At 66.8% G+C, this 23,989-nt stretch carries 21 protein-coding genes; 13 read left to right on the top strand and 8 right to left on the bottom strand.

Translation table 11 applies throughout. From position 1 onward, the window contains the following. Together IP86_RS26230 and IP86_RS26235 are read left to right on the top strand one after the other, a co-directional pair. The coding region (locus IP86_RS26230) for a DUF6101 family protein (protein WP_245290744.1) at positions 1-482 on the top strand (482 nt) is incomplete at its 5' end. Between the two features lie 321 nt (positions 483-803). Next, positions 804-3,368 (top strand): HWE histidine kinase domain-containing protein, encoded by a 2,565-nt coding sequence (locus tag IP86_RS26235; RefSeq protein WP_245290745.1) that lies wholly within the window; start codon positions 804-806, stop codon positions 3,366-3,368. A 15-nt stretch (positions 3,369-3,383) separates the two neighbouring features. Here IP86_RS26235 and ubiA read toward each other — a convergent pair whose 3' ends face one another. Continuing rightward, complete coding sequence (ubiA, locus tag IP86_RS26240; RefSeq protein WP_054165389.1) at positions 3,384-4,337, bottom strand: 4-hydroxybenzoate octaprenyltransferase; 954 nt, start codon at positions 4,335-4,337, stop codon at positions 3,384-3,386. Then, complete coding sequence (locus IP86_RS26245; protein WP_082364271.1) at positions 4,334-5,038, bottom strand: hypothetical protein; 705 nt, start codon at positions 5,036-5,038, stop codon at positions 4,334-4,336. The genes ubiA and IP86_RS26245 overlap by 4 nt, the downstream gene beginning before the upstream one ends. Before the next feature lie 233 nt (positions 5,039-5,271). Here IP86_RS26245 and IP86_RS26250 point away from each other — a divergent pair, with 233 nt between their 5' ends. Continuing rightward, positions 5,272-6,033 (top strand): 16S rRNA (uracil(1498)-N(3))-methyltransferase, encoded by a 762-nt coding sequence (locus tag IP86_RS26250; RefSeq protein WP_054165390.1) that lies wholly within the window; start codon positions 5,272-5,274, stop codon positions 6,031-6,033. A gap of 58 nt (positions 6,034-6,091) precedes the next feature. Here IP86_RS26250 and IP86_RS26255 read toward each other — a convergent pair whose 3' ends face one another. Next, positions 6,092-6,415: a helix-turn-helix domain-containing protein gene (locus IP86_RS26255; protein WP_156332627.1), complete on the bottom strand. Its 324-nt coding sequence runs from the start codon at positions 6,413-6,415 to the stop codon at positions 6,092-6,094. Between the two features lie 196 nt (positions 6,416-6,611). Here IP86_RS26255 and IP86_RS26260 point away from each other — a divergent pair, with 196 nt between their 5' ends. From IP86_RS26260 to IP86_RS26280, 5 genes are all read left to right on the top strand, one after another. Further along, positions 6,612-7,757 (top strand): ATP phosphoribosyltransferase regulatory subunit, encoded by a 1,146-nt coding sequence (locus IP86_RS26260; RefSeq protein ID WP_054165391.1) that lies wholly within the window; start codon positions 6,612-6,614, stop codon positions 7,755-7,757. Beyond that, on the top strand, positions 7,754-8,731 hold the full coding sequence (hisG, locus tag IP86_RS26265) for an ATP phosphoribosyltransferase (protein ID WP_054165392.1): 978 nt from the start codon (positions 7,754-7,756) through the stop codon (positions 8,729-8,731). Before IP86_RS26260 ends, hisG begins: the two co-directional genes overlap by 4 nt. 112 nt (positions 8,732-8,843) lie before the next feature. Then, the gene (locus IP86_RS26270; protein ID WP_054165436.1) at positions 8,844-9,887 is read left to right on the top strand and encodes a glycosyltransferase family 2 protein; all 1,044 of its coding nucleotides are present in this window, start codon (positions 8,844-8,846) and stop codon (positions 9,885-9,887) included. Beyond that, complete coding sequence (locus tag IP86_RS26275; protein ID WP_054165393.1) at positions 9,884-10,765, top strand: ChbG/HpnK family deacetylase; 882 nt, start codon at positions 9,884-9,886, stop codon at positions 10,763-10,765. Before IP86_RS26270 ends, IP86_RS26275 begins: the two co-directional genes overlap by 4 nt. A gap of 117 nt (positions 10,766-10,882) precedes the next feature. Further along, positions 10,883-11,755 (top strand): DUF2076 domain-containing protein, encoded by an 873-nt coding sequence (locus tag IP86_RS26280; RefSeq protein ID WP_054165394.1) that lies wholly within the window; start codon positions 10,883-10,885, stop codon positions 11,753-11,755. A 77-nt stretch (positions 11,756-11,832) separates the two neighbouring features. Here IP86_RS26280 and IP86_RS26285 read toward each other — a convergent pair whose 3' ends face one another. Continuing rightward, complete coding sequence (locus IP86_RS26285) at positions 11,833-12,624, bottom strand: L,D-transpeptidase (protein WP_054165395.1); 792 nt, start codon at positions 12,622-12,624, stop codon at positions 11,833-11,835. A gap of 291 nt (positions 12,625-12,915) precedes the next feature. Between IP86_RS26285 and IP86_RS26290 the strand changes: the two genes are divergently transcribed. Next, a complete protein-coding gene (locus IP86_RS26290; protein ID WP_054165396.1) occupies positions 12,916-13,701 on the top strand; it encodes a protein phosphatase CheZ in 786 nt (261 codons plus the stop codon). Positions 13,702-13,791: 90 nt separating this feature from the next. Here IP86_RS26290 and IP86_RS26295 read toward each other — a convergent pair whose 3' ends face one another. Then, a complete protein-coding gene (locus tag IP86_RS26295; RefSeq protein WP_054165397.1) occupies positions 13,792-14,997 on the bottom strand; it encodes an MFS transporter in 1,206 nt (401 codons plus the stop codon). A 55-nt stretch (positions 14,998-15,052) separates the two neighbouring features. Next, positions 15,053-15,574: a hypothetical protein gene (locus tag IP86_RS26300; RefSeq protein ID WP_054165398.1), complete on the bottom strand. Its 522-nt coding sequence runs from the start codon at positions 15,572-15,574 to the stop codon at positions 15,053-15,055. A gap of 308 nt (positions 15,575-15,882) precedes the next feature. Here IP86_RS26300 and groES point away from each other — a divergent pair, with 308 nt between their 5' ends. From groES to IP86_RS26320, 4 genes are all read left to right on the top strand, one after another. After that, complete coding sequence (gene groES, locus IP86_RS26305) at positions 15,883-16,179, top strand: co-chaperone GroES (RefSeq protein ID WP_054165399.1); 297 nt, start codon at positions 15,883-15,885, stop codon at positions 16,177-16,179. A 30-nt stretch (positions 16,180-16,209) separates the two neighbouring features. Continuing rightward, positions 16,210-17,856: a chaperonin GroEL gene (gene groL / locus IP86_RS26310; protein ID WP_054165400.1), complete on the top strand. Its 1,647-nt coding sequence runs from the start codon at positions 16,210-16,212 to the stop codon at positions 17,854-17,856. Between the two features lie 532 nt (positions 17,857-18,388). Continuing rightward, positions 18,389-19,585, top strand: a complete 1,197-nt coding sequence (locus tag IP86_RS26315; protein WP_054165401.1) for a hypothetical protein — start codon at positions 18,389-18,391, stop codon at positions 19,583-19,585. Between the two features lie 89 nt (positions 19,586-19,674). Continuing rightward, positions 19,675-21,189, top strand: a complete 1,515-nt coding sequence (locus IP86_RS26320; protein ID WP_054165402.1) for a phytoene desaturase family protein — start codon at positions 19,675-19,677, stop codon at positions 21,187-21,189. Between the two features lie 354 nt (positions 21,190-21,543). On the opposite strand, the gene IP86_RS26325 is transcribed toward IP86_RS26320, so the two are convergent. Next, on the bottom strand, positions 21,544-21,891 hold the full coding sequence (locus IP86_RS26325; RefSeq protein ID WP_054165437.1) for an META domain-containing protein: 348 nt from the start codon (positions 21,889-21,891) through the stop codon (positions 21,544-21,546). 205 nt (positions 21,892-22,096) lie between these two features. Beyond that, entirely contained in the window at positions 22,097-23,761 is a 1,665-nt protein-coding gene (locus tag IP86_RS26330) for an L-lactate permease (RefSeq protein WP_054165403.1), read from the bottom strand. Positions 23,762-23,989: the final 228 nt, after the last annotated feature.

Below are 23,989 nucleotides of genomic sequence, written 5' to 3' on the forward strand. Positions count from 1 at the left end.
CGAGCCGTGCTCTGCGGCTCGACCCTCTCACACTGCCGATCCGCTACGACGCGCACGATATTCGCGCCGACGGCGGCGTCCGGCAAATCGAATTGCATCGTGAACGGGTGATCCTGCACCGCGCCGTGGCCGGCATGCGGATGGCCATCAAGGTGCAGGTCAGCGACTTCCGCGGCATCGTCTGCCGCGGCCTCGACGACGCCCGCATCCTGATGCTGGTGCATCGCGATCCGTCGCTGTCGGTGCCGCTGTATATCAGCGAGGATGCCGAGGAGATCGAGCGCGTGCGGGAGCTGTGGAGCGAGATCCTGTCGCTGCCGCTGCTCCCGGACGACACGCCGCGGCTGCCGGCGCCCCGTCGCCGCCGCCGCTGCGTCATCAGTCGGCGCCGTCCGCGCTTCCTCGTTCGCCGACGCGTCGGCGCGCTACTCGAGCCGGCGCGCTGCTACGCGGGTGAACGCGAGATCATCGCGCGTAGCTGAGACGTTTTACGATTAGAAGCCGCGCCGAGTTCCTGAACGGAACCAGCGCGGCTTTTTTGTGCTTGCTGCCGCAACGGCTTGGCGGGAACTTCCCCCCGGCCTCTGCCGTTATCAGCCGCGATCAAATCTCGGCCTCCGTCGGCGCATTGCTGCTGCGGGTTGTTTACCTTGCGCCACGTCGCCAGATGGGAGCGTCGGCAGTCGCCGAACATCCGAGTGCGGGGCCTCCCACCCAAGAGGCACTGAATCAGACAAACGACGGCAGGCGAGGACGCACGGGCAATGTGCGAACCCGTCGGCGTGGGCATGCAAAGGTTGAGTGTGGCGGACAGCACGGACCATTTCGACGTCGACCTGACCAACTGCGATCGCGAACCGATTCACCAACTCGGCGCCATCCAGCCTTTCGGGTTCCTGCTCGCGCTCTCCACCGATTGGCTGGTGCAGCGTGCCTCGACCAATGTGGTCGACTTCTTCGGCATCCCTGCGGAGGAGATGCTCGGCACCCACGCGGCCGATCATCTCGGTATCTCCACGGTCCACACGCTGCGCAATCGATTGACGCTGCTGCGCGGTCTCGACGCGGTCGAGCGCGTGTTCGGCTACGAACTGCCCGGCAAGGGCAAGCGCTACGACTTCGCGGTTCACGTCTCCGGCCGCAGCGTCATCGTCGAAGCCGAGCCCTGCGTCGAGGAAACTCAGCCCGACACCGCGAGCACCATCCGAGCGATGATCTCGCGGCTCGACGCCACCACCGACGAGAAATCCTTTCTGCACGAGGGCGCCCGCCAGGTTCGTGCGCTGACCGGCTTCGACCGCGTCATGGTGTATCGCTTCGATGCCGACGGCTCGGGCACCGTGGCGGCGGAATCCGCGCGCGCCGGGATCGGCAGCTTTCTCGATCTGCGCTACCCTGCGTCCGATATCCCCGAACAGGCGCGGCAGCTTTATCTGCGCACGCCGTTCCGGATCATCGCCGACGTCGACGCGGTGCCGGCGCCGGTCTATCCGCGGCTCGACGAGCGCGGCAATCCGATCGACCTGTCGCTCTCGGTGCTGCGCTCGGTGTCGCCGATCCATATCGAGTATCTGAAGAACATGGGCGTCCGCGCCTCGATGTCGATCTCGATCGTGATCGAAGGCAAATTGTGGGGCCTGTTCGCCTGCCACCACTACGATGGCCCGCGCCTGCCCGGCTTCGAGCGTCGCTCGATCGCCGAACTGTTCGGCCAGATGTTCGCGCTGAAGCTGGAGGGCCGCGAGCGCAAGGCGATGGCCGGCTATGAGAACAACGCGCGCGCGGCGAGCGACCGGCTGCTCGCCGCGATCGCCGGTGATTCCACGCTGCTGGAAAATCCCGACTGGCTCGGCTCGATGCTGCACGACACCGTGCCGAACGACGGCATCGCGATCTGGATGGACGGCCGCGTCGCCCAGTACGGCCTCACCCCGCCGGCCGGCGAACTCCGCACCATCGTGCGCCGCCTCAACGCCATGGCGGCGGGCCGGATCTACGCGACCGATCACCTGGCCGCGACGATTCCCACCGCCCAGGCCTATGACGACGTCGCCGCCGGCGTGCTGGCGATTCCGATCTCGCGCACGCCGCGCGACTACGTGCTGCTGTTCCGTCAGGAGAAGATCCGGACCGTGACCTGGGCGGGCGATCCGCAGAAGCCCGCCAGCTACGGGCCGCACGGCGCCCGGCTGACGCCGCGGCAGAGCTTCGAGGCGTGGAGCCAGGAGGTGCGCGGCCGTTCGCAACCGTTCTCCGAAGCGGAACTGCGCGTCGCCGAGATGCTACGGATCTCGCTGATCGAGATCATCCTGCGTATCACTGACGAAGCGCAGGAAGAGCGCCGCCGCGCCGCCGAGCGACAGGACCTGCTGATCGCCGAGTTGAATCACCGCGTCCGCAACATCCTCGCGCTGATCCGCGGCCTGCTGCGGCAGTCGCGCGAACCCGGCGAGTATCACCCGGCGCTCAACATGCTGGACGGTCGGATCCAGAGTCTGGCGCGCGCGCACGATCAGATCACCAAGGACAATTGGAGCCCGGCGCCGCTCGGCCTGCTGATCGAGACCGAGGCCGCCGCTTATCTGGGCGGCAAGAGCGACCGCGTGGAAGTCGCCGGCCCCGACGTGCTGCTGCAGCCGCAGGCCTTCACCACGCTGGCGCTGGTGTTCCACGAGCTGATGACCAACTCGGCGAAATACGGCGCGCTGTCGGACAGCGGCCGCGTCACCGTCGATTGGCGGTTCGACATGGATGGCGATCTGCGGATCGAATGGCGCGAGCGAGGCGGTCCGCCGGTGCGGCCGCCGAGCCGCGAAGGCTTCGGTTCGACCATCATCAACCGCTCGATCCCCTACGATCTCGGCGGCGAGGCCCGCGTCCGCTACGAGTTGATCGGTCTCGAAGTCGACCTCTGCGTGCCGGCACGGCACGTCAGCGAGCACAGGCATCCCAAGCCGGTGGTGGTGCAGAGCGCCCCGCCGATTTTCGCGGACGGCACCGAGCAAAAGCCGCTGCTCAGCGGCGCCGCGCTGCTGGTGGAGGACAGCCTGATCATCGCGATGGACGCGGAGGACATCCTGCTGCGCCTCGGCGCCGCGCGCGTCGCCACGGCGGCGACGGTCGCGCAGGCGCTCGCCGAAATCGATCGCGATACGTTCGAGATCGCGCTGCTCGACGTCAATCTCGGCCAGGAAAGCAGCCTGCCGATCGCCGAGCGGCTGGCCGAACGCGGCGTGCCGTTCATGTTCACCACCGGCTACGGCGAACAGATGCAGCGGATCGAGCAGCACAAGGACGTCGTGGTGGTCAACAAGCCCTACGACCTGACGGGCATCGGCGCTGCGGTCGGCAAGGTGCTGCGGAAGTAACTGCGTCGTCTCGGCTTACGCCGTCATGGTCCGGACGACCGCGTCGCCGACCAGGCCGATGAACAGCAGCAGCCCGGCGTCGCGGTTGGACTTGAACAGCTTCAGGCACAGCGGCGAGTTGCGGATATCGAGCCGCACGATCTGCGAGGCGAGGTGCGCGGCGAACACCGCGAGCCCGATCCAGGCGAACCAGCCCGACCCTGCGAGCCACAATGCGGTGCCGATCAGCGTCACCGCGATCCCATACAGCACCGACAGCGCCGTGTGGGTCTTGGCGCCGAACAGCAGCGCGGTCGACTTGATGCCGACCAGCAGGTCGTCCTCGGCGTCCTGATGCGCGTACATGGTGTCGTAGCCGACCACCCAGGCGATCGATCCGGCGTACAGCGCGAAGGGAACGAGATCGAGCCGCGCGAAGGTGACGGCGAAGCCCATCAGCGCGCCCCACGAGAACGCCAGACCGAGCACGATCTGCGGCCAGTAGGTGATCCGCTTCATGAACGGATAGGCGGCGACGATGATCAGCGAGGCGATTCCGGTGGCGATCGCGAAGGCGTTGAACTGCACCAGCACGGCGAGGCCGATCAGGCACAGCGCCACCATGAACACGGCGGCCTGCTTGGCGGTCACCTGACCGGACGGGATCGGCCGCGACCGGGTGCGCTCGACTTTGCCATCGAGATCGCGATCGGTGATGTCGTTCCAGGTGCAGCCGGCGCCGCGCATCACGAAGGCGCCGACGAAGAACAGCGCACAGACCAGCGGCAGATGGCTGAGGTCGCGGGCGATGCCGGCGGCCAGCGCGGCCGCCCACCAGCACGGCATCAGCAGCAGCCACGAGCCGATCGGACGATCGAACCGGGCGAGACGGAGATACGGCCGCGACCATTCCGGCGCATGGCGATCGACCCAGTTGCCGGTGGAGTCGGCAACCGGCGCCGTCGCGCCGGTGATCGGGATGCCGGTCATCGCTGCAGCACGTTGCCGTTCAGCGTGTCGAAGGTGGTGCCGCCGAACTTCTTGGCCGAGGCGTTGGCCTCGGGGGCCGCCGTGGAGGAGCCGAGCACGTCGGCGAGGCTCGGACCGGCGGGACCACGCTGCTGCTGCTGGGCCGCGATGTCGCAGACCTTCTTCTGCATGCCGCTGGTGTTCTGATGGCCCTTCTTCAGCTGATCGGCGATCTCGCCCGGGATGCCGCAGCGTTTCGCATTGGTCACCACATAGCTGATCATCTTGGTTTCCGAGGCCGCAAAGGCGGTGATCAGCTTACAGGCCTCGGCCGCCGGCGCCTTGCGCTTGCCAGCCGCCTGAATCGCGGCGCCGCGCTTCTCGGCTTCCTGACGCAGCTTGACGAATTCGTTCATGCAGGCTTCGCCGCCGGCCTGCTGCCCCATCGGGGCGGCCTGCGGCGGCGGTGCGAAGCCGCCTCCGCCCCCGGCAATCGGCGCTGCGCCGGCGGCCGGGAAGGCGCCCGACGCTCCGACCGGCGGAAATGGCGAGGGCTCGGCCGCGGCGGGAGCCGCAGACTGGTTCGGAAGCGGCGCCGGGAACGGCGAGGACGCCGCCTGGTTCGGCAGCGGCGCCGGAAATGCGCTTTGCGCGTGAACCGGCAGGCTGTGCATCGTGAAGACGGCGGCGACCGTCGGCACAATCAAACGGCGGATGATCAAGGCTGCTCCTCCGGCAAGGTTCGATGGTCCCCAAGTGTCCCCAAAAATCGGAAAGGATCTCGGACGAGACCCCGACGAATCCGTCAGGCGCGGTGCCAAATGGCCGCCCCGCGCCTTTTACGATTCCCGTCAGGCCTTAACAACCCGTGGAATAGGGCGGCAGCGCGGCGCTTCGCCACGTTTAGCTGCTGATTTTGCTGGACCTTTGGACTAGAACGGCGCTGAGAAACGCCATGTCACGCTATGAATTTCGCAGCCCCCGGCTGTTTGTCGACGCCGACCTCGCCGCCGGGACCCGCGTGCCGCTGGGGCGCGACCAGAGCAATTACCTTGGCAACGTGCTCCGGCTCGGCGCCGGCGCCCCCGTGCTGGCCTTCAATGGCCGTGACGGCGAGTGGCGCGCCGCGGTGGCGGGCCGCAAGCGGCCGGAGGAACTGGAGGTCGGCGAACGGACCCGACCGCAGGACCGGCTGCCCGACGTGACCTATGCGTTCGCCCCGCTGAAGCATGCGCGGCTCGACTATATGGCTCAAAAGGCTGTGGAAATGGGCGCAGGCCGGCTGCAGCCGGTGCTCACCCAGCACACCCAGGTGCATCGCCTCAACACCGAGCGGATGCGGGCCAATGTGATTGAGGCCGCCGAGCAATGCGGCATCCTCAGCCTCGCCACCGTCGAAGAGCCGGTCGCCCTCGACCGGTACCTGGCGGCGCACGCCGACGGCCCGCGCCTTCTGGTGTTCTGCGACGAGGACGCCGAGATCGCCGATCCGGTCGCCGCATTGCAGGGCGCCCGCGCCGCAGCGGCCGCGGGGGTCGATCTCCTGGTCGGCCCGGAAGGCGGCTTCTCCGCCGACGAGCGCGACCTGCTGCTGCGCCAGCCCCGGATTCTCCGCCTGGCCCTCGGCCCCCGGATCATGCGAGCAGATACCGCCGCAGTGGCGGCGCTGGCGCTGGTGCAGGCGATCGTGGGGGATTGGGGGGAATTGTCCCAGTAAGTGAGGAAGTGCAATGCACGAGCGGCGGCAACTTCCTCTCTTGAGGAACGTCTTCTGACTACAGAGGCTGAGGCTCTCGATTCTTGCCACCCAGCTTCTCCCAAGCGTGGAAGCGATGAGTGGCAGCCCCGTAGCTGATATCCAAAGCCTCAGACACGGCATAACGGGTGCGACCGGCATCAAACATCCGATATGCGACCTCCACACCGCGCGGCGTCAGATTGACCCCATTTTTGTTCAGCGGACTCTTCGGATCCAATTCATCCTCAGGCTCCGCAGGCGCCGGTCCTCGGAGGATAGACTCTACGCGATCGAGATTGGCTCTAGCCTCGGCGACGAGCGAAAGGACCGCGTCAATTTCCATAGCGGAAGGAATGTTCATGTTCATCTCCATTATACAACCAATGATAGCTATATAGACTATATATACATACATAATCAATATGCATTCTTATGATACGTACACCCCCTTTTGTAGCGTTGGCTCAATGACGGTCGAAACTGTCATTCCGCCATGCTAAGGGCTCCGCCGACACCGTTTTGACCCTCCCCTGCCCGGGATCGCAGGAAATTCGACAATGACCAAGACCGCCGCCGCTGGCGCGACCGGATCCGCCGCGTGGGCGGAGGCGCTGCTGCAATCGTTCGCCCAGGCCGGCTATGTCCGGGCCGAGCCGCCGATCCTGCAGCCCGCCGACCCGTTTCTCGACCTCTCGGGCGAGGACATCCGCAAGAGCCTGTATCTGACCACGGACGCCAGTGGCGAGGAGCTTTGCCTGCGGCCCGACCTGACGATCCCGGTGGCGCGCGACTATCTGGCGTCGACCGAGGCCGGCCGCCCTGCCGGGTTCTGCTATCTCGGGCCGGTATTCCGCCAGCGCAGCGGTAAGCCGACCGAATTCCTCCAGGCCGGCCTGGAATCCTTCGGCCGGCAGGACCGCGCCGCGGCCGATGCCGAGATGCTGGCGCTCGGCCTCGAAGCCACCGCCGCATTTGCGGTCGGCGAAGTCGACATCCGCACCGGCGATGTCGCGCTGTTTGCGGCGCTGATCGATGCGCTCGACCTGATGCCGGTGTGGCGCCGGCGGCTGATGAAGGATTTCAACCGCAAGGTCAGCCTCACTCAGGATCTCGAGCGGCTGACGCTCGCACCCTCCGGCGGCAACGAATACGAGGGCGTGCTGGCGGCGCTGGCGGGCTCCGACCGCAAGGCGGCACTGGCGCTGGTCACCGACCTGATGTCGATCGCCGGCGCCACCACGCTCGGCGGCCGCTCGGTTGCTGAGATCGCCGACCGCTTCCTCGAACAATCGACGCTGAAGAGCGGCGCGCTGCCCCGCGACGCGCTGCAGAAGATCCAGCGCTTCCTGGCGATCAGCGGCGCCCCGACGGACGCGCTGAAGCAGCTCCGCGCCCTGGCGGCCGACGCCAAGCTGGCGATCGATCCGGCGATCGATCAGTTCGAGGCCCGCATCGGCTTCATGGCCGAGCGCGGCATCGATCTCGCCAAGGTGCGGTTCTCGACCTCGTTCGGCCGCGGCGTCGATTACTACACCGGCTTCGAATTCGAACTGCACCGCCTCGGCAACGGCGAAGACCCGCTGGTCGCCGGCGGCCGCTATGACGGGCTGATGAGCCAGCTCGGCGCCGCCGATTCGATCCCCGCCGTCGGTTTTTCGATCTGGATCGAGGCGATGACCCAGACCACCGGAGGTGCCGCATGAGCGCGCCGTTCGTTCTTGCCGTCCCCTCCAAAGGCCGTCTGCAGGAAAACGCCGAAGCCTTCTTCGCCCGCGCCGGCATGGCGCTGACCAAGCCGGGCGGCGCGCGCGACTATCGCGGCACGATCGCCGGCCTCGACAATGTCGAAGTGGCGTATCTGTCGGCCAGCGAGATCGCCGCCAATCTGGCGCGCGGCGCGGTGCATTTCGGCGTCACCGGCGAAGACCTGCTGCGCGAAAACATCGCCGAGGCCGACAAGCGCGTGCTGCTGATCGACGGGCTCGGCTTCGGCTACGCCAACGTCGTCGTCGCGGTGCCGCAGGCGTGGATCGACGTCCGCACCATGGCGGATCTCGACGACGTCTCGACCGGCTTCCGCGCCCAGCACAATCGCCGGATGCGGGTCGCCACCAAGTACATCAACCTGACGCGTGGCTTCTTCGCACAGCACAACATCGTCGACTACCGCATCGTCGAGAGCGCCGGGGCCACCGAGGGCGCGCCCGCGGTCGGCACCGCCGAGATGATCGTCGACATCACCACCACCGGTGCGACGCTCGCCGCCAACGGCCTCAGGGTGCTGGACGACGGGGTGATGCTGCGCAGCCAGGCCAATCTGGTGGCTTCGCGCGAAGCCGACTGGTCGGACGCGGCCCGCGAGACTGCGCGCGTGATCCTCGACCAGATCGCCTCGCGTGCGCGCGCCAGCAAGTACAAGGAAGTCCGCACCCGCTTCGCCGGCTGCAACGACGCGCTGCTGGCCGAGGCGCATCAGCGCTTCGGCGTGGTGTCGCCGTTCGGCGGCCCGACGTCGTCGGGCATGCTGACGCTGCACTGCCCGCCGGCGCAGCTCTACGGCCTCGGCAGCTTCCTGCGCGAGCACGGCGCCGACACCGTGTCGGTCGCCTCGCTGGACTACGTGTTCGACAAGGACAATCCGCTGTTCAGCAAACTTGAAGCTTTCCTGCGTCAATAATGCCGGCCGCGCGGTTCCGCCGCCGATGGCGACAGAGCCGCGTGGTCACCATATGATGCTGGATAGTCAGACCTCCGACGAACTGGACACAGAGCGAAGCCGGAACCGACCGATGAAGCTGGGGAGCGACCTGTCAGGCCTGAACGCCGGTGCGAACTCCGTCGCGCTCGGGCTGTCGATCGTGGTGCCGGTGTTCAACGAAGCCGGCGGGCTGCAGGCGCTGCACGAGCGGCTGGCGGCGCTGTCCGCGACGCTGCGCAAGCGCTACGGCCTCGTCTGCGAAGTGGTCTATGTCGACGACGGCAGCGCCGACGCGACGCTGAGCATCGCCCGCAATCTTCCGGCCGACGGCATCGACGTCCAGGTGGTGTCGCTGTCGCGCAATTTCGGCAAGGAGGCGGCGCTGCTGGCCGGCCTCGACCACGCCCGCCGCGGCGCCGTGCTGTTCATGGACGGCGACGGCCAGCATGCGCCGGAGCTCGCCGAGAAGCTGGTGTCGCACTGGGTCGACGACGGCTACGACGTCGTCTACACTGCCAAGGCGCATCGCGATAACGAGCCGCGGCTGCGCCGCGCAGCGGTGCGCAGCTTCTACGCGCTGATCAATTGGGGCGCACGGCAGCCGATTCCGGAGGACGCCGGCGACTTCCGCCTGCTGTCGCCGCGTGCGGCGGCGGCGCTGAAGCAGCTTCCCGAGCGCAACCGCTTCTTCAAGGGCCTGGCGAGCTGGATCGGCTTCCGCCAGTTCCGCGTCGACTACGAACCCGAGCCGCGCTCGCACGGCTTCAGCACCTTCAGCACCGGCCGGCTGATCGGCCTGTCGATCGAAGGCCTGACCTCGTTCTCGGTGGCGCCGCTGCGGATCGCCAGCCTGCTCGGCGCCCTGCTGGCGCTCGGCGCGTTCCTGTTCGGCTTGTCGATCCTGTGGGAGACCTGGGCCAACGGGAAATCGGTGCCGGGCTATCCGTCGCTGATGGTCGGCATGATGACGATCGGCGGCGTGCAGCTGCTGATGATCGGCATCGTCGGCGAGTATATCGGCAAGATCCTGTCCGAGTTGAAAGCACGGCCGATCTACTTCGTGGCCGAGCACAGCGTCCGGCAGTCGGGCCCGAGCGAAGGCGCCGCACATTCCGAACAATCCGCCGCCGAATGAGCGAGGCTGCGCCGCGGCGGATCTGGCTGTGCGCCGACGACTACGGCATCAGCCCCGGCGTCAATCGCGCGATCCGCGAACTCATCGCTGAGCGCCGACTCAACGCCACCTCAGTGATGATGGTGGGGCCGGCAATCGATCGCGAAGAGGTTCAGGCTCTGCAGGCAGTGGCAGAAGCGGCCGATTGCGCGATCGGGCTGCATGCGACGCTGACGGCGCCGTTCTCGCCGCTGACCATGCACTATCACCCGCTGCACGGCGGCATCTTCCTGCCGCTCGGCCGCAAGCTGCGCGGCAGCCTGCTGCGCCGGCACGACCGCGCTATCATCGCCACCGAACTCACCGCACAGCTCGAAGCCTTTGCCGATCGGTTCGGCCGGATGCCGGACTACGTGGACGGCCATCAGCACGTCCAGCTGTTTCCGCAGGTGCGTGACGCCTTCGTCGGCGTGGTCAAGGCGCTGGCGCCGCACGCCTGGGTCCGGCAATGCGGCCGAGTGCAGCCGCTGGCGCAGCGGCTCGGCGCACCGAAGGCACTGCTGCTGGATACGCTGAGCGGGCCGTTCCGCAAGCGTGCGGCACATGCCGGCCTCACCACCAATCCGGGGTTTGCGGGCGCCTATGATTTTTCCCGCGAGACCGACTTCGCGGCGCTGATGGCGTCGTTTTTCGACGGGCTGCCGGACGGCGGCCTGCTGATGTGCCATCCCGGTTTCGTCGACGATCTGCTGATCAGCCTCGATCCGTTCACCGATCAGCGCGAGCGCGAACATGAGTTTCTTGCCAGCGATCGCTTTCCCGCCCTGCTCGCGGCGCACAATGTGACGCTGCTGCGACGTTCCGACGCCGCCGCGGCACCGTCTCCTACCGAAAATTAATCCGGCCCAGGGCTTATTGCTGCCCAGCCACCTCCCTACATTTTTCAGCACTCATGCCTGCTGCGCCGCATCGTGCGGATCGCGCCGCTTGAGCAACGGATCCTGAGGGAGACCATCATGACACCGCAAGAACGTCAGCTTGTGGACGATCTGTTCGAACGGCTGGCCCGCCTCGAATCCGCGCCGCGCGATCCGGATGCGGCGGCTGCGATCTCGCAGGGGCTGCGGCTTGCGCCCAATGCGGTCTATGGCCTGGTGCAGACGGTGCTGGTGCAGGACGAAGCGCTGAAGCGCGCGCACGAGCGTATCCAGGAGCTGGAAGCCGGCGACCGCCAGCCGGACGGCAACCACGGCGGCGGCTTCCTCGACACCATGCGCGATGCGATCTTCGGCCAGAACCCCGGCCAGCCGCAGCAGCGCGGCTCGGTGCCGAACGTGCCCCCGCCGGGGGCCGGCGCTCGCCCGGCCTGGAATACCGGGCAGGTGCTCGGCCAGCAGCAGATGGGCCAGCCGGCACCCGGACAATACGCGCCGGGCCAGTATGCACCTCAGCAAGGCGGCTACGGCGGACCGTTCGGCGGCGGTGCCCCCTCGCCGGTTGGCGGCGGTGGCGGCTCGTTCCTCGGCACGGCGGCGGCGGCGGCAGCGGGCGTGGTCGGCGGTTCACTGCTGCTCTCCAGCATCCGCGGCATGATGGGCGGCGGCGGTCATCAGAGCATGGCCGATCAGTCCGGCCTCGGCGGCCTCAATCCGTGGGGCGGCAGCGGCGATCAGTCCGGCGGCAACCTGGCTCAGCAGGCCGGTCTCGGTGACATCGGCTCGCAGCGCGGCGGCGTCGATGACGGCTCGCGCTACGGCGCGATGGACCCTGCACAGAACGACGATTCCGATCGCGGCGGCGACTACGACCGCATGGCCGATGCCGGCTACGATCAAGACGACATGGACGACGGCTTCGACGATGGCGGCGGCGACAGCGACTTCGCCTGAGCCTCAATAACGACTACTTGACGCAACGGCCGCCCATCGGGCGGCCGTTGTCGTATCAGCGACAGATGAGCGGGCGCTCAGATCACTACGACGCGTGCGCCGACATTGACGCGGCCGTAGAGGTCGATGACGTCCTCGTTGCGCATCCGGATGCAGCCGGACGAGACGTTGGTGCCGATGGTCCACGGTTCGTTGGAGCCGTGGATGCGATACAGCGACGAGCCGAGATACATCGCGCGGGCGCCGAGCGGATTCTCCGGGCCGCCTTCCATGAAGCGCGGCAGATCGGGACGGCGCGCCAGCATTTCCTTCGGCGGCGTCCAGGACGGCCATTCGCGCTTGGCCGAGATGGTCTTGACGCCCGACCAGGTGAAGCCCGGCCGGCCGACGCCGATGCCGTAGCGCAGCGCCCGGCCGTCGCCCTGCACCAGGTACAAGAACTTGTTGGGCGTATCGACCACGATCGTGCCCGGCTTCTCCGCGCCGTGATACTCGACCACCTGCTTCTCGTATTTCGGATCCATCGCCGGCCGCGCCGGGTCGATCTCCTCGGGTTGCCGCGCCCCCTGCATCTGCGGGTCCATCGGCGGCAGGCCCTGGCGACGCTGTTGATAGTAGGACGGCTCCGGCTCGTAGTATTGCGGCCGCGATGGCTGATCGCCGTCGCTGAACAGAAACTCGATGAAGCCGCCGCCCATGTTGCCGCGCTGGGCGGACGCGGTCCGCACCGGCACCGGCTGCGGCGCCTGCGGCGCGCCGTAGATCACGGTCGGGGCGGAGGATTGCATCTCGTAGGCCGAGGCGATCGGCAGCCCGGCGGCGAGGCACGACACACTGGTCAGCAAGGTAAGCGTGGTTTTCCTGAACATCGACGTACTCTGAACTGTTTCGTCGGAATGCGCCCAAAGGCGCCGGTGAACGCAACGGATCAGAAACCAAAACCGGATCGGTTTGGTAAACGAAACCGCCTCGAGGATTCACCACGACGCGAAACAGCCGCAAAGCTGCGCTTAACGTTTATTTTCGGTGAAGGCCGAAGCACGATGGTTAACGTCGAGTATTTGCGCTTGCGATCTCAACCAACTGTTAGTTCCAACCGGCAACGCACCGTTAAAGAGATGGCACTACAAAGAAGTATTGCCTGAAAACGGGATGAGCCGATGTCAATCCAACGCAAGCGCTTCCGGATCGAAGAACTCACGCTCGGTAGCGCTCCGCCGCTTGCACCGATCGACTGTGACTCCGGTCCGACTCACCACGATATCATGTCGGAACTCCGCGCGATCCGCGCCCAGATCGTCGGCGGCGGCCAACCGATCGTCGCCAGCGGCATCGGCACCCAGGAGATCGAAGCGTCCACGGCGGACGAGGTCGCCGAGGCCCGCGCGCTGCTGGCGCAGTATCGCGCCCAGATTGAACAGTGCGAGAAGCTCAAGGTCGAACTCGACCTGATCCACAACGCGATCGACCAGACCAAGCGCGAGATCGCGGTGCTGCACACCAAGAGCTTCAGCGGCGAGGAGATGGCCAGGGTCAACGGCGAACTCGGCGCCGTGGTCGGCGGCACCGAAGAGGCGACGCAGCAGATCCTCGAAGCCGCGGAGGCGATCGACCAGGCCGCCACCGCACTCGGCAAGGTCACCTCGGCCGATCAGCAGAAGGCGCTCAGCGAAGAAATCCAGGAGCGGGTGATCTCGATCTTCGAAGCCTGCAACTTCCAGGATCTCACCGGCCAGCGCATCAGCAAGGTGATGCAGACCATGAAGTTCATCGAGCACCACATCGTGGTGATGATGGACATCTGGGGCGGCGTCGATGCCATCAAGGCCCACGTGCCGCCGGTGGTCGACAATCGCGAAGGCGACGCCAAGCTGCTGAATGGTCCGCGCGCGCTCGGCGACGAAGGCCACGCCTCGCAGGACGACATCGACGCGATGTTCAACTGATCGGTCGCGATCGATCTCGCAGGTTCAAGAGCCCCGACTTCGCCGAGCGGAGTCGGGGCTCTTCTGTTTTTCAGGGACTGTCGAGAGCCGCTATCGATCCGCCGTCCGCGGCGCGCGGATCAGCATGAAGCAGCCAACGCCGATCAGCGCCGCCACCATGCCGAACTCGATCACCGCCGCGTCCGAGAACCGCTCCACCGCCGCGGCGACGACGAAAGGCGCGGAGGCCTGCACGAACAGCGCCGGCCGCGCGATCCGCCCGATCACCCGGCCGTAGCCCTGGGGCCCGAACATCAGCAGCGGCAGGCTGCCGCGTGCGATGGTCATCACCCCGTTGGCGGCGCCGAACGCGATGCAGAACAGGCCGGCGACGCCGACCGACACGCCGACGAAGGCCAGCGTCGCGAACGCCGCGCCCATCAGGGCGAGAGCGCCCCGCGCGATCCACAGCGGATGGGTACGGCCCGCCAGCAGGAAATCGATCAGCCGCGCGGCGACCTGCGCCGGCCCGAACAGCGCACCCAGCGTGACCGCCGTGGCGCCGCTGAGCCCGCCGCGCTCCAGCATCGCCAGCAGATTCGAGGTGACGCCGGACAGGATTAGCGCGTGCAGCGCGAAGCCCATCGCCAGCAGCAGAAACGGGCGCCCCTCCGGCCGCAGCGGCTGCTGCGGCACCAGATGCGGCCCGGGCGGCACCGCTCCCTCCGCCCGTGCCGCTGCGCGCGGCAGGGCGAAGCCGTGCAGCGGCGCGACCACAAAGGCCATGACGGCCGCGAACACCAGATAGGTCCCGCGCCAGCCGAAATGCTCCAGCAGCAGATGCGTCGCCGGCCAGCCGATGGTCGAGGCGAAGCCTCCCGCGAAGGTCACGAAGATGATCTGCCGCCGCGCCGAACTGCCGAACAGCCGGGCGAGCGTCGCGAAGGCCGGATCGTACAGGCTCGACGCCATGGCGGCGCCGAGCAGCACCCAGCCGGCGAAATACAGCGGCCACGCATCGGTGACGGCCAGCAGCAACAGACCGAGCGCGCCGATCAGCGCCCCGGGCGCCATCACCACATGGCCGCCGTGGCGATCGATCAGACCGCCGACGATCGGCGACACGATCCCGGAAATCACCAGCGCGAGCGAGAAGCCGGCCATGCCGAACGCCAGCGACCAGCCGCGGTCGGCGACGAGGTGCGGCATGGTCAGAACCGGCGGGTAGATCAGAATGCCCCAGCCGAGGATCTGGGTCACCGCCAAGACCACGACCGCGCGTCCGGGGCCGGCCAACAGGCCGCGCAGGGCGATCATGACGTCATGGCGTCAGCCAGTCTCCGGGGCCGCTTCGGCCCTCTTTATTCGGCGATCAGGCGCGCGGGGAGCAGCGCACATACACCATGTTGCCGTAGCGGGTGGCGGCGTCCTTGTCGAGGAACCGCGTCACCAGAACCCGGCCGTCAAACGAGACGATCTCGCGGTCCTGCTCGCCGATCGGCCCGGCCGGACCGATATAGTTCTTGCCGCCCGGCGAACCCTTGAGGCGCAATTCCTGCGGCGTCGCCTGGTCGGCCAGATGCATGATCACGCCGCCGGTGGCGCCGGCGCCGATCACATAGGGATTCTTGCACTGCGACAGCGCCGCCTTTTCGGTGCGGGCGCGGTCGGCCGGGTTCTGGTACGATGCCAGCCCCCAGCGCCCGACGATCTCTTCGGAACGAATGGTCGCCGGAACTTCCGGCGGCGGCGCCGGCTCCGCGATCTCGGCCGGCTGCGAGCCGCCCCCGAATCCGCCGAACCCACCGAAGCTGCCGCACGCGCCCAGGCCGAGAGCCATCAGGGACGCCATCGCCAGATTGAAAGGCGCGCGTGCGTTGCTTGAATTGATCATAACTTCTCCCCGAGACAACATCCCCATGCGCCCCTTCGCCACACAACCGCAAAATGCCGCTTCAGGCAATGCGTTCGAAAAAGATCCCGCGCATCGATTCAGGCGCGAGAATCCATCATTCGCCTCACCAAGCTCTTAAGCTTTGAAGGCGGCGCCCTCAGCTTGACAGGAACTGCATCAAGCCATATTCGGGACGCACAATTAGCACTCTCGCAGCACGATTGCCAACACGCGGACTACTCTTGAACCGCGCACCGACTCGGCACGGCAAGCCGAGCACCTCCAGCACACAGCACAGGATCTCTTCCATGGCTAAGCTCAATTTTCGTCCACTCCATGACCGTGTCGTGGTGAAGCGCATCGACGCCGAGACCAAGACCAAGGGCGGCATCATCATCCCGGACTCCGCCAAGGAGAAGCCGCAGGAAGGCGAAGTGGTCGCCGTCGGCCCGGGCGGCCGCGACGAAACCGGCAAGCTGACGCCGATCGACGTCAAGGCGGGCGACCGCGTGCTGTTCGGCAAGTGGTCGGGCACCGAGATCAAGCTCGACGGTCAGGAACTCCTGATCATGAAGGAGTCGGACATCATGGGCGTGGTCGGCTGATCCGCCTCTATCAGACATCAGGAGAGTTGAATGGCAGCCAAAGACGTTAAATTCGCCGGCGACGCACGCGACCGCATGTTGCGCGGCGTCGACGTTCTCGCCAACGCCGTGAAGGTCACGCTGGGTCCCAAGGGCCGCAACGTGCTGATCGAGAAGAGCTTCGGCGCTCCGCGCATCACCAAGGACGGCGTTACCGTCGCCAAGGAGATCGAGCTCGAGGACAAGTTCGAGAACATGGGCGCGCAGATGCTGCGCGAGGTCGCCTCCAAGACCAACGACCTCGCCGGTGACGGCACCACCACCGCGACCGTGCTGGCCCAGGCGATCGTGCGCGAAGGCGCCAAGGCCGTCGCCGCCGGCATGAACCCGATGGACCTGCGCCGCGGCATCGAGATCGCGGTCCAGGCCGTGATCAAGGACATCCAGAAGCGCGCCAAGCCGGTCGCCTCCTCGGCCGAAGTCGCCCAGGTCGGCACCATCTCGGCCAACGGCGACGCGCCGATCGGCAAGATGATCGCCCAGGCGATGCAGAAGGTCGGCAACGAAGGCGTCATCACGGTCGAAGAGAACAAGTCGCTCGACACCGAAGTCGACATCGTCGAGGGCATGAAGTTCGACCGCGGCTACCTGTCGCCCTACTTCGTCACCAATGCCGAGAAGATGACCGTCGAACTCGACGACGTCTACATCCTGCTGCACGAGAAGAAGGTCTCGGGCCTGCAGTCGATGCTGCCGGTGCTCGAAGCGGTGGTGCAGTCGGGCAAGCCGCTGCTGATCATCGCCGAGGACGTCGAGGGCGAAGCGCTCGCCACCCTGGTGGTGAATCGCCTGCGCGGCGGCCTCAAGGTCTCGGCCGTCAAGGCGCCGGGCTTCGGCGATCGCCGCAAGGCGATGCTGGAAGACATCGCGATCCTGACCGCCGGTCAGCTGATCACCGAAGAACTCGGCATCAAGCTCGAGAGCGTCACGCTCAAGATGCTCGGCCGCGCCAAGAAGGTGGTGATCGACAAGGAGAACACCACCATCGTCGGCGGCGCCGGCAAGAAGCCCGACATCGAGGCCCGCGTCTCGCAGATCAAGGCGCAGATCGAGGAAACCACCTCGGACTACGACCGTGAGAAGCTGCAGGAGCGTCTCGCCAAGCTGGCCGGCGGCGTCGCGGTGATCCGCGTCGGCGGCGCCACCGAGGTCGAGGTCAAGGAAAAGAAGGACCGTGTCGAGGACGCGCTCAACGCGACCCGCGCCGCGGTGCAGGAAGGCATCGTGCCGGGCGGCGGCGTCGCGCTGCTGCGCGCCAAGAAGGCCGTCGGCCGTATCAGCAACGACAATCCGGACGTCCAGGCCGGCATCAACATCGTGCTGAAGGCGCTCGAAGCCCCGATGCGGCAGATCGCCGAGAACGCCGGCGTCGAGGGTTCGATCGTGGTCGGCAAGATCCTCGAGAACAAGTCGGAGACGTTCGGCTTCGATGCGCAGAGCGAGGACTATGTCGACATGCTCGCCAAGGGCATCGTCGATCCGGCCAAGGTCGTGCGCACCGCGCTGCAGGACGCCTCGTCGGTCGCCTCGCTGCTGGTCACCACCGAAGCGATGGTCGCCGAGCTGCCGAAGGCCGACGCCCCGGCGATGCCGGGCGGCGGTGGAATGGGCGGCATGGGCGGCATGGGCGGTTTCTAAGCCCCCGCCTCGTCCCCCAACGACTGACGCAAGGCCGCCTCCGGGCGGCCTTGTTGCGTTGGGGGAGAGAATTGTCGTCGAGGCGTCCGCCCCACCCTCTCCCGTCATCGCCCGCAAAAGCGGGCGACCCAGTATTCAAGGGCGCCTGCGATGACCAACGAGCTCTCTGCGATACTGGATCCCCGCATGCGCGGGGATGACGGCTGAGATTGGGGCGACCGCTTCGGACAACCGGATCCCCGAGGCCCATGAATTTTCTCCACGACCTCACCCCGTCATTGCGAGCGAAGCGAAGCAATCCATCTCAGTGCAGCGGGCTGGATTGCTTCGTCGCTGCGCTCCTCGCAATGACGGATAGATCGCCTGCGCGGGGATGACGGCTGTGTGGAGGCACCGCAGCGGATTGCCGCCCTCCGCCCCCTCCCGCCATGTTTTTTGGCGAAGCGGCGGCGATTTGCTACTCAGGCCTTGGTTCGGTCCAACTCGAATCAAACAAGGTCTCGAACCTGCGAATCCTGCGAGGAATCACCCGATGCGCGCGCTTCTGTTGAGCCTGCTGATGCTGCTGCCTGCGACCGATTTGGCCCGAGCCCAGAGCAAGGCTGCGCCCAAGGCGGGGGCGACCACCACCGAAACCCGCTATTTCACCGCGCTCGACGGCTTCATGGACGGCGCCGACGTCATCCTCAAGGAAACCCGGCAGGGCAAGGTGGTGACCTCGGCGGTGCTCGACGTCTGTTACGCGCCGACCAAGGGCTCCGACCACAAGGACCGCTTCGTCGCCAATCTGCAGGCCAACGGCCCCGCCCTGACCGGCACCACCCAGACCACCAGCGACAAGGCTCCGGTGACGGTGAAGCTCGCCCGCAAGCAGAACGGCGAGACCGTCGACTTCAAGGGCCAGATCAGCATCGGCACCACGGTGCACGAGATCGCCTCGAACGACAATTCGGACCTCACCGAGAAGGAATATCTCGAGAACCAGGCGAGCGACGAGAGCATCGCGCAGGCGCCGAAGGATTTCACCGAAGTATCGCCCGAAGCCGTCGGCATCCGGGTCAGCCTGGAATCCGCCGCCGATTTCCTGAAGACGCTGAAGGGCCAGAACCTCGAAGTATCGCTGTCGAGCCTCAGCATCGGCTGCGACGCGCTGCGCGCCGGCACGCTGGTGATCAACCTGACGACCGACCCGGCCCATGCCGCTGCGGTGATCGCCAAGGCCAAAAGCTTCCCGGGCGTGACCGCCGCCGGCTGGACCAACGGCATCATCGAACTCGACCGCACCATCCTGTTTCCGGCCGCCGGCTGGCGCGATGGCGACAAGCTGAACCGCGACAAGGTCGCCACCACCGTCGCCGGCGTGCTGGCGCAGACGCTCGGCGCCACGCTGGCGACGTCGGCCTGGAACGACAATACCGGCAAGCTGAAGCTGACCTTCAAGAAGCCCAGCGACCTCGTGCCGTCGCTGCAGCTGACCGAGACAATCGAGGTCGAAGCCATGGTCAGCGCCGACAAGCCGGGCGCAACCGACAAGCTGCTGCTGTGGATCGGTAACCCCACCGACACCACGGCGGACGAAAGCAACGGCGCCAAGCTGAACATTAATGACGATTCAACCGGCGACGAGGAAGCTGAGCCGCGCAGCGACGGCGGCGCGGTCGCGGCGCTGGCCAAGGAGCTGAAGGGGCAGCGTTGGGATTCCGAAAGCTCGACCTGGCAGTCGCCGTAACCGGTGCGGCCGCCCGGCGCGGCGGCCGTTTGACTTGTCGCCGCGTTGCAGCAATGAAGCGGCTTTCTCGGCGGCAGGAACTTGGTTGAATGACCCGCACTGACGTAGTGGTGATCGGCGCCGGCCTCGGCGGCTTGACGGCAGGCGCGATCCTCGCGCGCGACGGACGCCGCGTGGTGGTGATCGAGCGCAGCAATTCGGTCGGCGGCGCGGCGTCGAGCTACAAGGTCGGCGATCTGTTCGTCGAAGGCTCGCTGCACCTCACCGGCGATCCGCATCACCCGCAAGATCCCAAGCACATCGCGCTCGAGCGCGCCCGCGCGCTCAACGCCGTGCAGTGGATCCCGGCCGGTGCGCTGTACGAATTGCGCGGCGGCCCGCTCGGCGCCCCGTTCGTGCTGCCCGACAGTTTCGACGGCGCCCGCGCGGCACTGACCGCGCGTTTCCCCGACGCGGCCGATGCGATCGATCGCTTCCTCGGCGAGATGCGCCGGCTCGCGATGACCGCCGGCGACGGCGGGCTCGACGCGGTGTTCGCGCTGGCGCCCGAGTTTCCCGATTGGTCGGTGTCGCTCGCGGGCAAGCTGCAGGCACTGTTCGGCGATCGTGAAGCGCTGAAATGCGCGATCGCCGGCAACCTGTCCTACGTGCACGACGACACCGCCGCGCAGTGGTGGGTGCCGTTCGCGATCGCGCAGGGCGGCTTCCTGCTGTCCGGCGCGCGGTTCGTGCAGGGCGGATCGCAGCGACTGTCGAGCGCGATCACTCGCTCGATCCGCAAGGCCGGCGGCGAGGTGCTGCTCCGCCGCATCGTCAGCGGCATCGAGATCGGCGAGGCCGGCGCGCCGAGCCGCGTCACTCACACCGCGCGCGACGGCAGCGACCCGCAGACCATCGAGGCGGCCACGGTGATCGGCAACGCCGCCCCAGCGACGCTCGCCGCGCTGATGCCGGAGCCCCAGGCCGCACGACTGACCGCCAGCACCGCGGATCGGCCGCTCGGCCTTTCATTGTTCGCGCTGACGCTCGGCCTCTCTGCGCCGCCGCGCGACTTCGGCGTCAGCAGCTTCGTGACCCAGCTTTTGCCGGAGTGGATGCAGACGCTGGCGTCCTACGCCGAAGGCAAGACCTTGATGGCGGACGAACCCGGTGATCGGATGCCGCCGCTCGCGCTCGCCGACTACGCTGCGATCGACTCCGGCGTGCCGGCGCCGCCTTACGTGCTCTCGGTCGTCGGGCCGGACCGGCTGTTGAATTGGAGCGGCCTGTCGCAGGACGATTATCGCGCCAAGCGCGGACGCTGGCAGCAGGCGATTGTCGACTATCTCGATCGGCTCTATCCCGGCCTGGCCGGAGCCGTGACGGCGAGTTCGTTCAACGTCGCGCTGTCGGTTCAGCAATATCTCGGTGCGCCCGAAGGCTCGGTCTACGGCTTTGCCCCGCTGCCGCCGGACAAGAGCGGCAAACCCTACCGCACGCCCCGCACCGTACTCCCCGGCCTCTACCTCGCCTCCTCCTACTCCGGCCTCGGCGGCCACAGCGGCGCGATCCAGTCGGCGGCATTGTGCGCCGATATGATCTTGAGGGATGAGGCGGCTGGCTAGTAGCAGCGATTGGCACTCACCTCGCGTTCGTCATTCCGGGGCGCGCGCAGCGCGAGCCCAGAATCCATACTGCCGGCGGTTGATGTAAGGCACAGCGGCCGTCACGCTGTGCTCCAACGTTGCGACAGGGGATATGGATTCCGGGCTCGCTCACTACGTGAGCGCCCCGGAATGACGAACGCTGCGGTGATTGCCTTGGAGGCGCCTACAACGATCCGTCATTGCGAGGAGCGAAGCGACGAAGCAATCCAGCCCGGTGCACTGCGCTGGATTGCTTCGCGGAGCCTGTCATCGGGCGGCGCTATGCGCCGACCCGTTGGCTCGCAATGACGGGGAGAGTTCTGCGTCGCGCCGTTAGTTCGTATTCAGCCGAAACCGCAGCGTCTCGCCGCCCGAGAACGTGAGGTAATCGCCCTGCCTTGCCCATGTCGTCGCGGCCGAGAGTGCCGCGACCAGGGCGTCGTCGGCCTGGGCGCGGTCCGGCGGACAGGCGCGGTTGTCGATCGTGCCGGGCACGAAGATCACGGTGTTGCCGGCCACCGAGAACTGCCCCGTCCCGCCCTTGCACCATAACTCGATGCGCGCCTCGCCCTTGTCGCCGATCTCGATGTTCGGAATGCGTTTGGAACCCGGCTTCGGCGGCGCTTCGAGCGTCATCTCCAAACCGAACGGAAATTCACCGGCAGTCTGTGCCGCCGCCATCCCGGCCGATGCCGCCAGGAACGATGTGGTCAGTGCCGCGAAGGTCAGCAGTGAAGTCGGTCGCATCTTGCCTCGTACAATGTGGATGCCGCCCGGACTCTCTATCCCGCCCGCAGGCGGGTTGACCAGATCCATGACGACACCCTGAAAACGCCGAACCCCGCGGCTTGCGCCGCGGGGCCCGCAACTTCGCCGCTCCGGATGGCTATTTCAGGACCATCGCGGTGAACGGATAGACGTAGGCCTGCAGCATCACCAGCACGCCGACCAGACAGGCCAGCGTGATCGAATGCAGGAACACGTAGCGCAGGATCGAGCCTTCGTGGCCGTACCAGTTGGTGGCGGTCGAGGCGACGACGATCGACTGAGCGTCGATCATCTTGCCCATCACACCGCCCGACGAGTTGGCGGCGCTCATCAGGATCGGCGACAGACCGAGCTGCTCCGAGGTGATCTTCTGCAGATTGCCGAACAGCACGTTGGACGCCGTGTCCGATCCGGTCAACGCCACGCCGAGCCAGCCGAGCAGCGTGCCGAAGAACGGATACAGCACGCCGGTCGCCGCGAAGGCGAGGCCGAGCGTGGCGTCGACGCCGGACAACCTGGTGAGCGTGCCGATCGCCAGCATCGCCGAGATGGTGATCAGCGAGATCGCGCACAGCCGGATGGTGCGGCCGTATTCGACGATCATCTTGGCCGGCGAGATCCCCATCAGCACGCCGGAGATCAGCGCCGCCAGCAACATGCCGGTGCCGGTGAACGACAGATAGGTAAAGCTGAACACCGCGGCTTCCGGCGTCGGCTTGGCGGCGACCGGCGGCACCTTGTTGATCATGTTGTGCAGCTCGGGCACCGGGTAGTTCCAGACGAAGATCGCGTTGGCCCAGCTCTTGAACATGCCGGTGCCCCAGATCAGCATCACGATGCAGACGATGATCCACGGCAGCAGCGCGCCCCACAGCTGTGGCTGGGTCAGCTTCGTCGTATCCATCGGCTTCGGCGGCTTCATGGTGGCGGCCGACTCGTCATTGCCGCGCAGCTTCGGCGACAGCCACAGTTCCTTCGGCTGCCACACCTTGAGGAACAGGATCAGGCAGCCCATCGAGATCAGCGAGGCGCCGATGTCGACGATCCACGGATTGATGTAGTTCGAGATCACGAATTGCGGGATCGCGAAGCCGACGCCGGTGACCAGGATCGCCGGCCAGATCTGCATCATGCCGCGGAAGCCGGCGAACGCCCAGATCAGCCAGAACGGCACCAGCAGCGAGAAGAACGGCAGCTGCCGGCCGACCATCGCGCCGAGCGTATAGGGATCGAGGCCGGTGACCGAGGCGAGGCCCTGGATCGGCGTGCCGAGCGCGCCGTAGGCGACCGGCGCGGTGTTGGCGATCAGCGACAGGCCGGAGGCGGCGAGCGGCGAGAAGCCGAGCCCGATCAGGATCGCGGCAGTGATCGCCACCGGCGTACCGAAGCCCGACGCCCCCTCGAAGAACGCCCCGAACGCAAACGCGATCAGCAGCAGTTGCAGCCGGCGGTCGGTGGTGACGCCGCCGATCGCACGCTGCAAGAGTTCGAACCGGCCGGTCTCGACCGTGATGCGATACAGGAAGATGACGTTGAGGACGATCCAGCCGATCGGGAAGAAGCCGGTGACGACGCCGAGCAGCGAGGCGCGGACCGACATGTTGGCCGGCATCGTGAACACGAAGATCGCCACCAGATTGGCGAGGATCAGCGCAATGATGGCGGCGAGGTGTGCCTTCACTTTGCCACTGGCGATCAGCACCAGCAGCGTGACCACCGGGATGGCCGCCGCCAGGGTCGACAGCGCGGCGCTCCCCAGCGGGTTATAGATTTGGTTCCACATCCGAATTCCTCCCTTCGAGATCGAGCGGCCGGCTATTGACTGCCGGTATCGAGAAGGGAGCGACGCACGCGATGTAGTGAGCGACAGCGAACGGGCGCTCACAACCTCGCGAAATCAGCCAGCCACCATCCCCCACCTTTGGCTTCATGCTAGGGTGCGACAAGAGGGCGCGACAAGCCGTTGTAGTTCGTTTTACCTACAACTTTCGTCTAGCACGTCTCCGCTCGG

It is taken from the genome of Rhodopseudomonas sp. AAP120 (assembly GCF_001295845.1).
Taxonomy (GTDB): Bacteria; Pseudomonadota; Alphaproteobacteria; order Rhizobiales; family Xanthobacteraceae; genus Rhodopseudomonas.

Coding starts and splice junctions, on each gene's coding strand:
- ubiA (WP_054165389.1), bottom strand. CDS start 4,337: ATGACCGGCATCCCGATCACCGGCGCGACGGCGCCGGTTGCCGACTCC.
- IP86_RS26250 (WP_054165390.1), top strand. CDS start 5,272: ATGTCACGCTATGAATTTCGCAGCCCCCGGCTGTTTGTCGACGCCGAC.
- IP86_RS26255 (WP_156332627.1), bottom strand. CDS start 6,415: ATGAACATTCCTTCCGCTATGGAAATTGACGCGGTCCTTTCGCTCGTC.
- IP86_RS26260 (WP_054165391.1), top strand. CDS start 6,612: ATGACCAAGACCGCCGCCGCTGGCGCGACCGGATCCGCCGCGTGGGCG.
- hisG (WP_054165392.1), top strand. CDS start 7,754: ATGAGCGCGCCGTTCGTTCTTGCCGTCCCCTCCAAAGGCCGTCTGCAG.
- IP86_RS26270 (WP_054165436.1), top strand. CDS start 8,844: ATGAAGCTGGGGAGCGACCTGTCAGGCCTGAACGCCGGTGCGAACTCC.
- IP86_RS26275 (WP_054165393.1), top strand. CDS start 9,884: ATGAGCGAGGCTGCGCCGCGGCGGATCTGGCTGTGCGCCGACGACTAC.
- IP86_RS26280 (WP_054165394.1), top strand. CDS start 10,883: ATGACACCGCAAGAACGTCAGCTTGTGGACGATCTGTTCGAACGGCTG.
- IP86_RS26285 (WP_054165395.1), bottom strand. CDS start 12,624: ATGTTCAGGAAAACCACGCTTACCTTGCTGACCAGTGTGTCGTGCCTC.
- IP86_RS26290 (WP_054165396.1), top strand. CDS start 12,916: ATGTCAATCCAACGCAAGCGCTTCCGGATCGAAGAACTCACGCTCGGT.
- IP86_RS26295 (WP_054165397.1), bottom strand. CDS start 14,997: ATGATCGCCCTGCGCGGCCTGTTGGCCGGCCCCGGACGCGCGGTCGTG.
- IP86_RS26300 (WP_054165398.1), bottom strand. CDS start 15,574: ATGATCAATTCAAGCAACGCACGCGCGCCTTTCAATCTGGCGATGGCG.
- groES (WP_054165399.1), top strand. CDS start 15,883: ATGGCTAAGCTCAATTTTCGTCCACTCCATGACCGTGTCGTGGTGAAG.
- groL (WP_054165400.1), top strand. CDS start 16,210: ATGGCAGCCAAAGACGTTAAATTCGCCGGCGACGCACGCGACCGCATG.
- IP86_RS26315 (WP_054165401.1), top strand. CDS start 18,389: ATGCGCGCGCTTCTGTTGAGCCTGCTGATGCTGCTGCCTGCGACCGAT.
- IP86_RS26320 (WP_054165402.1), top strand. CDS start 19,675: ATGACCCGCACTGACGTAGTGGTGATCGGCGCCGGCCTCGGCGGCTTG.
- IP86_RS26325 (WP_054165437.1), bottom strand. CDS start 21,891: ATGGCGGCGGCACAGACTGCCGGTGAATTTCCGTTCGGTTTGGAGATG.
- IP86_RS26330 (WP_054165403.1), bottom strand. CDS start 23,761: ATGTGGAACCAAATCTATAACCCGCTGGGGAGCGCCGCGCTGTCGACC.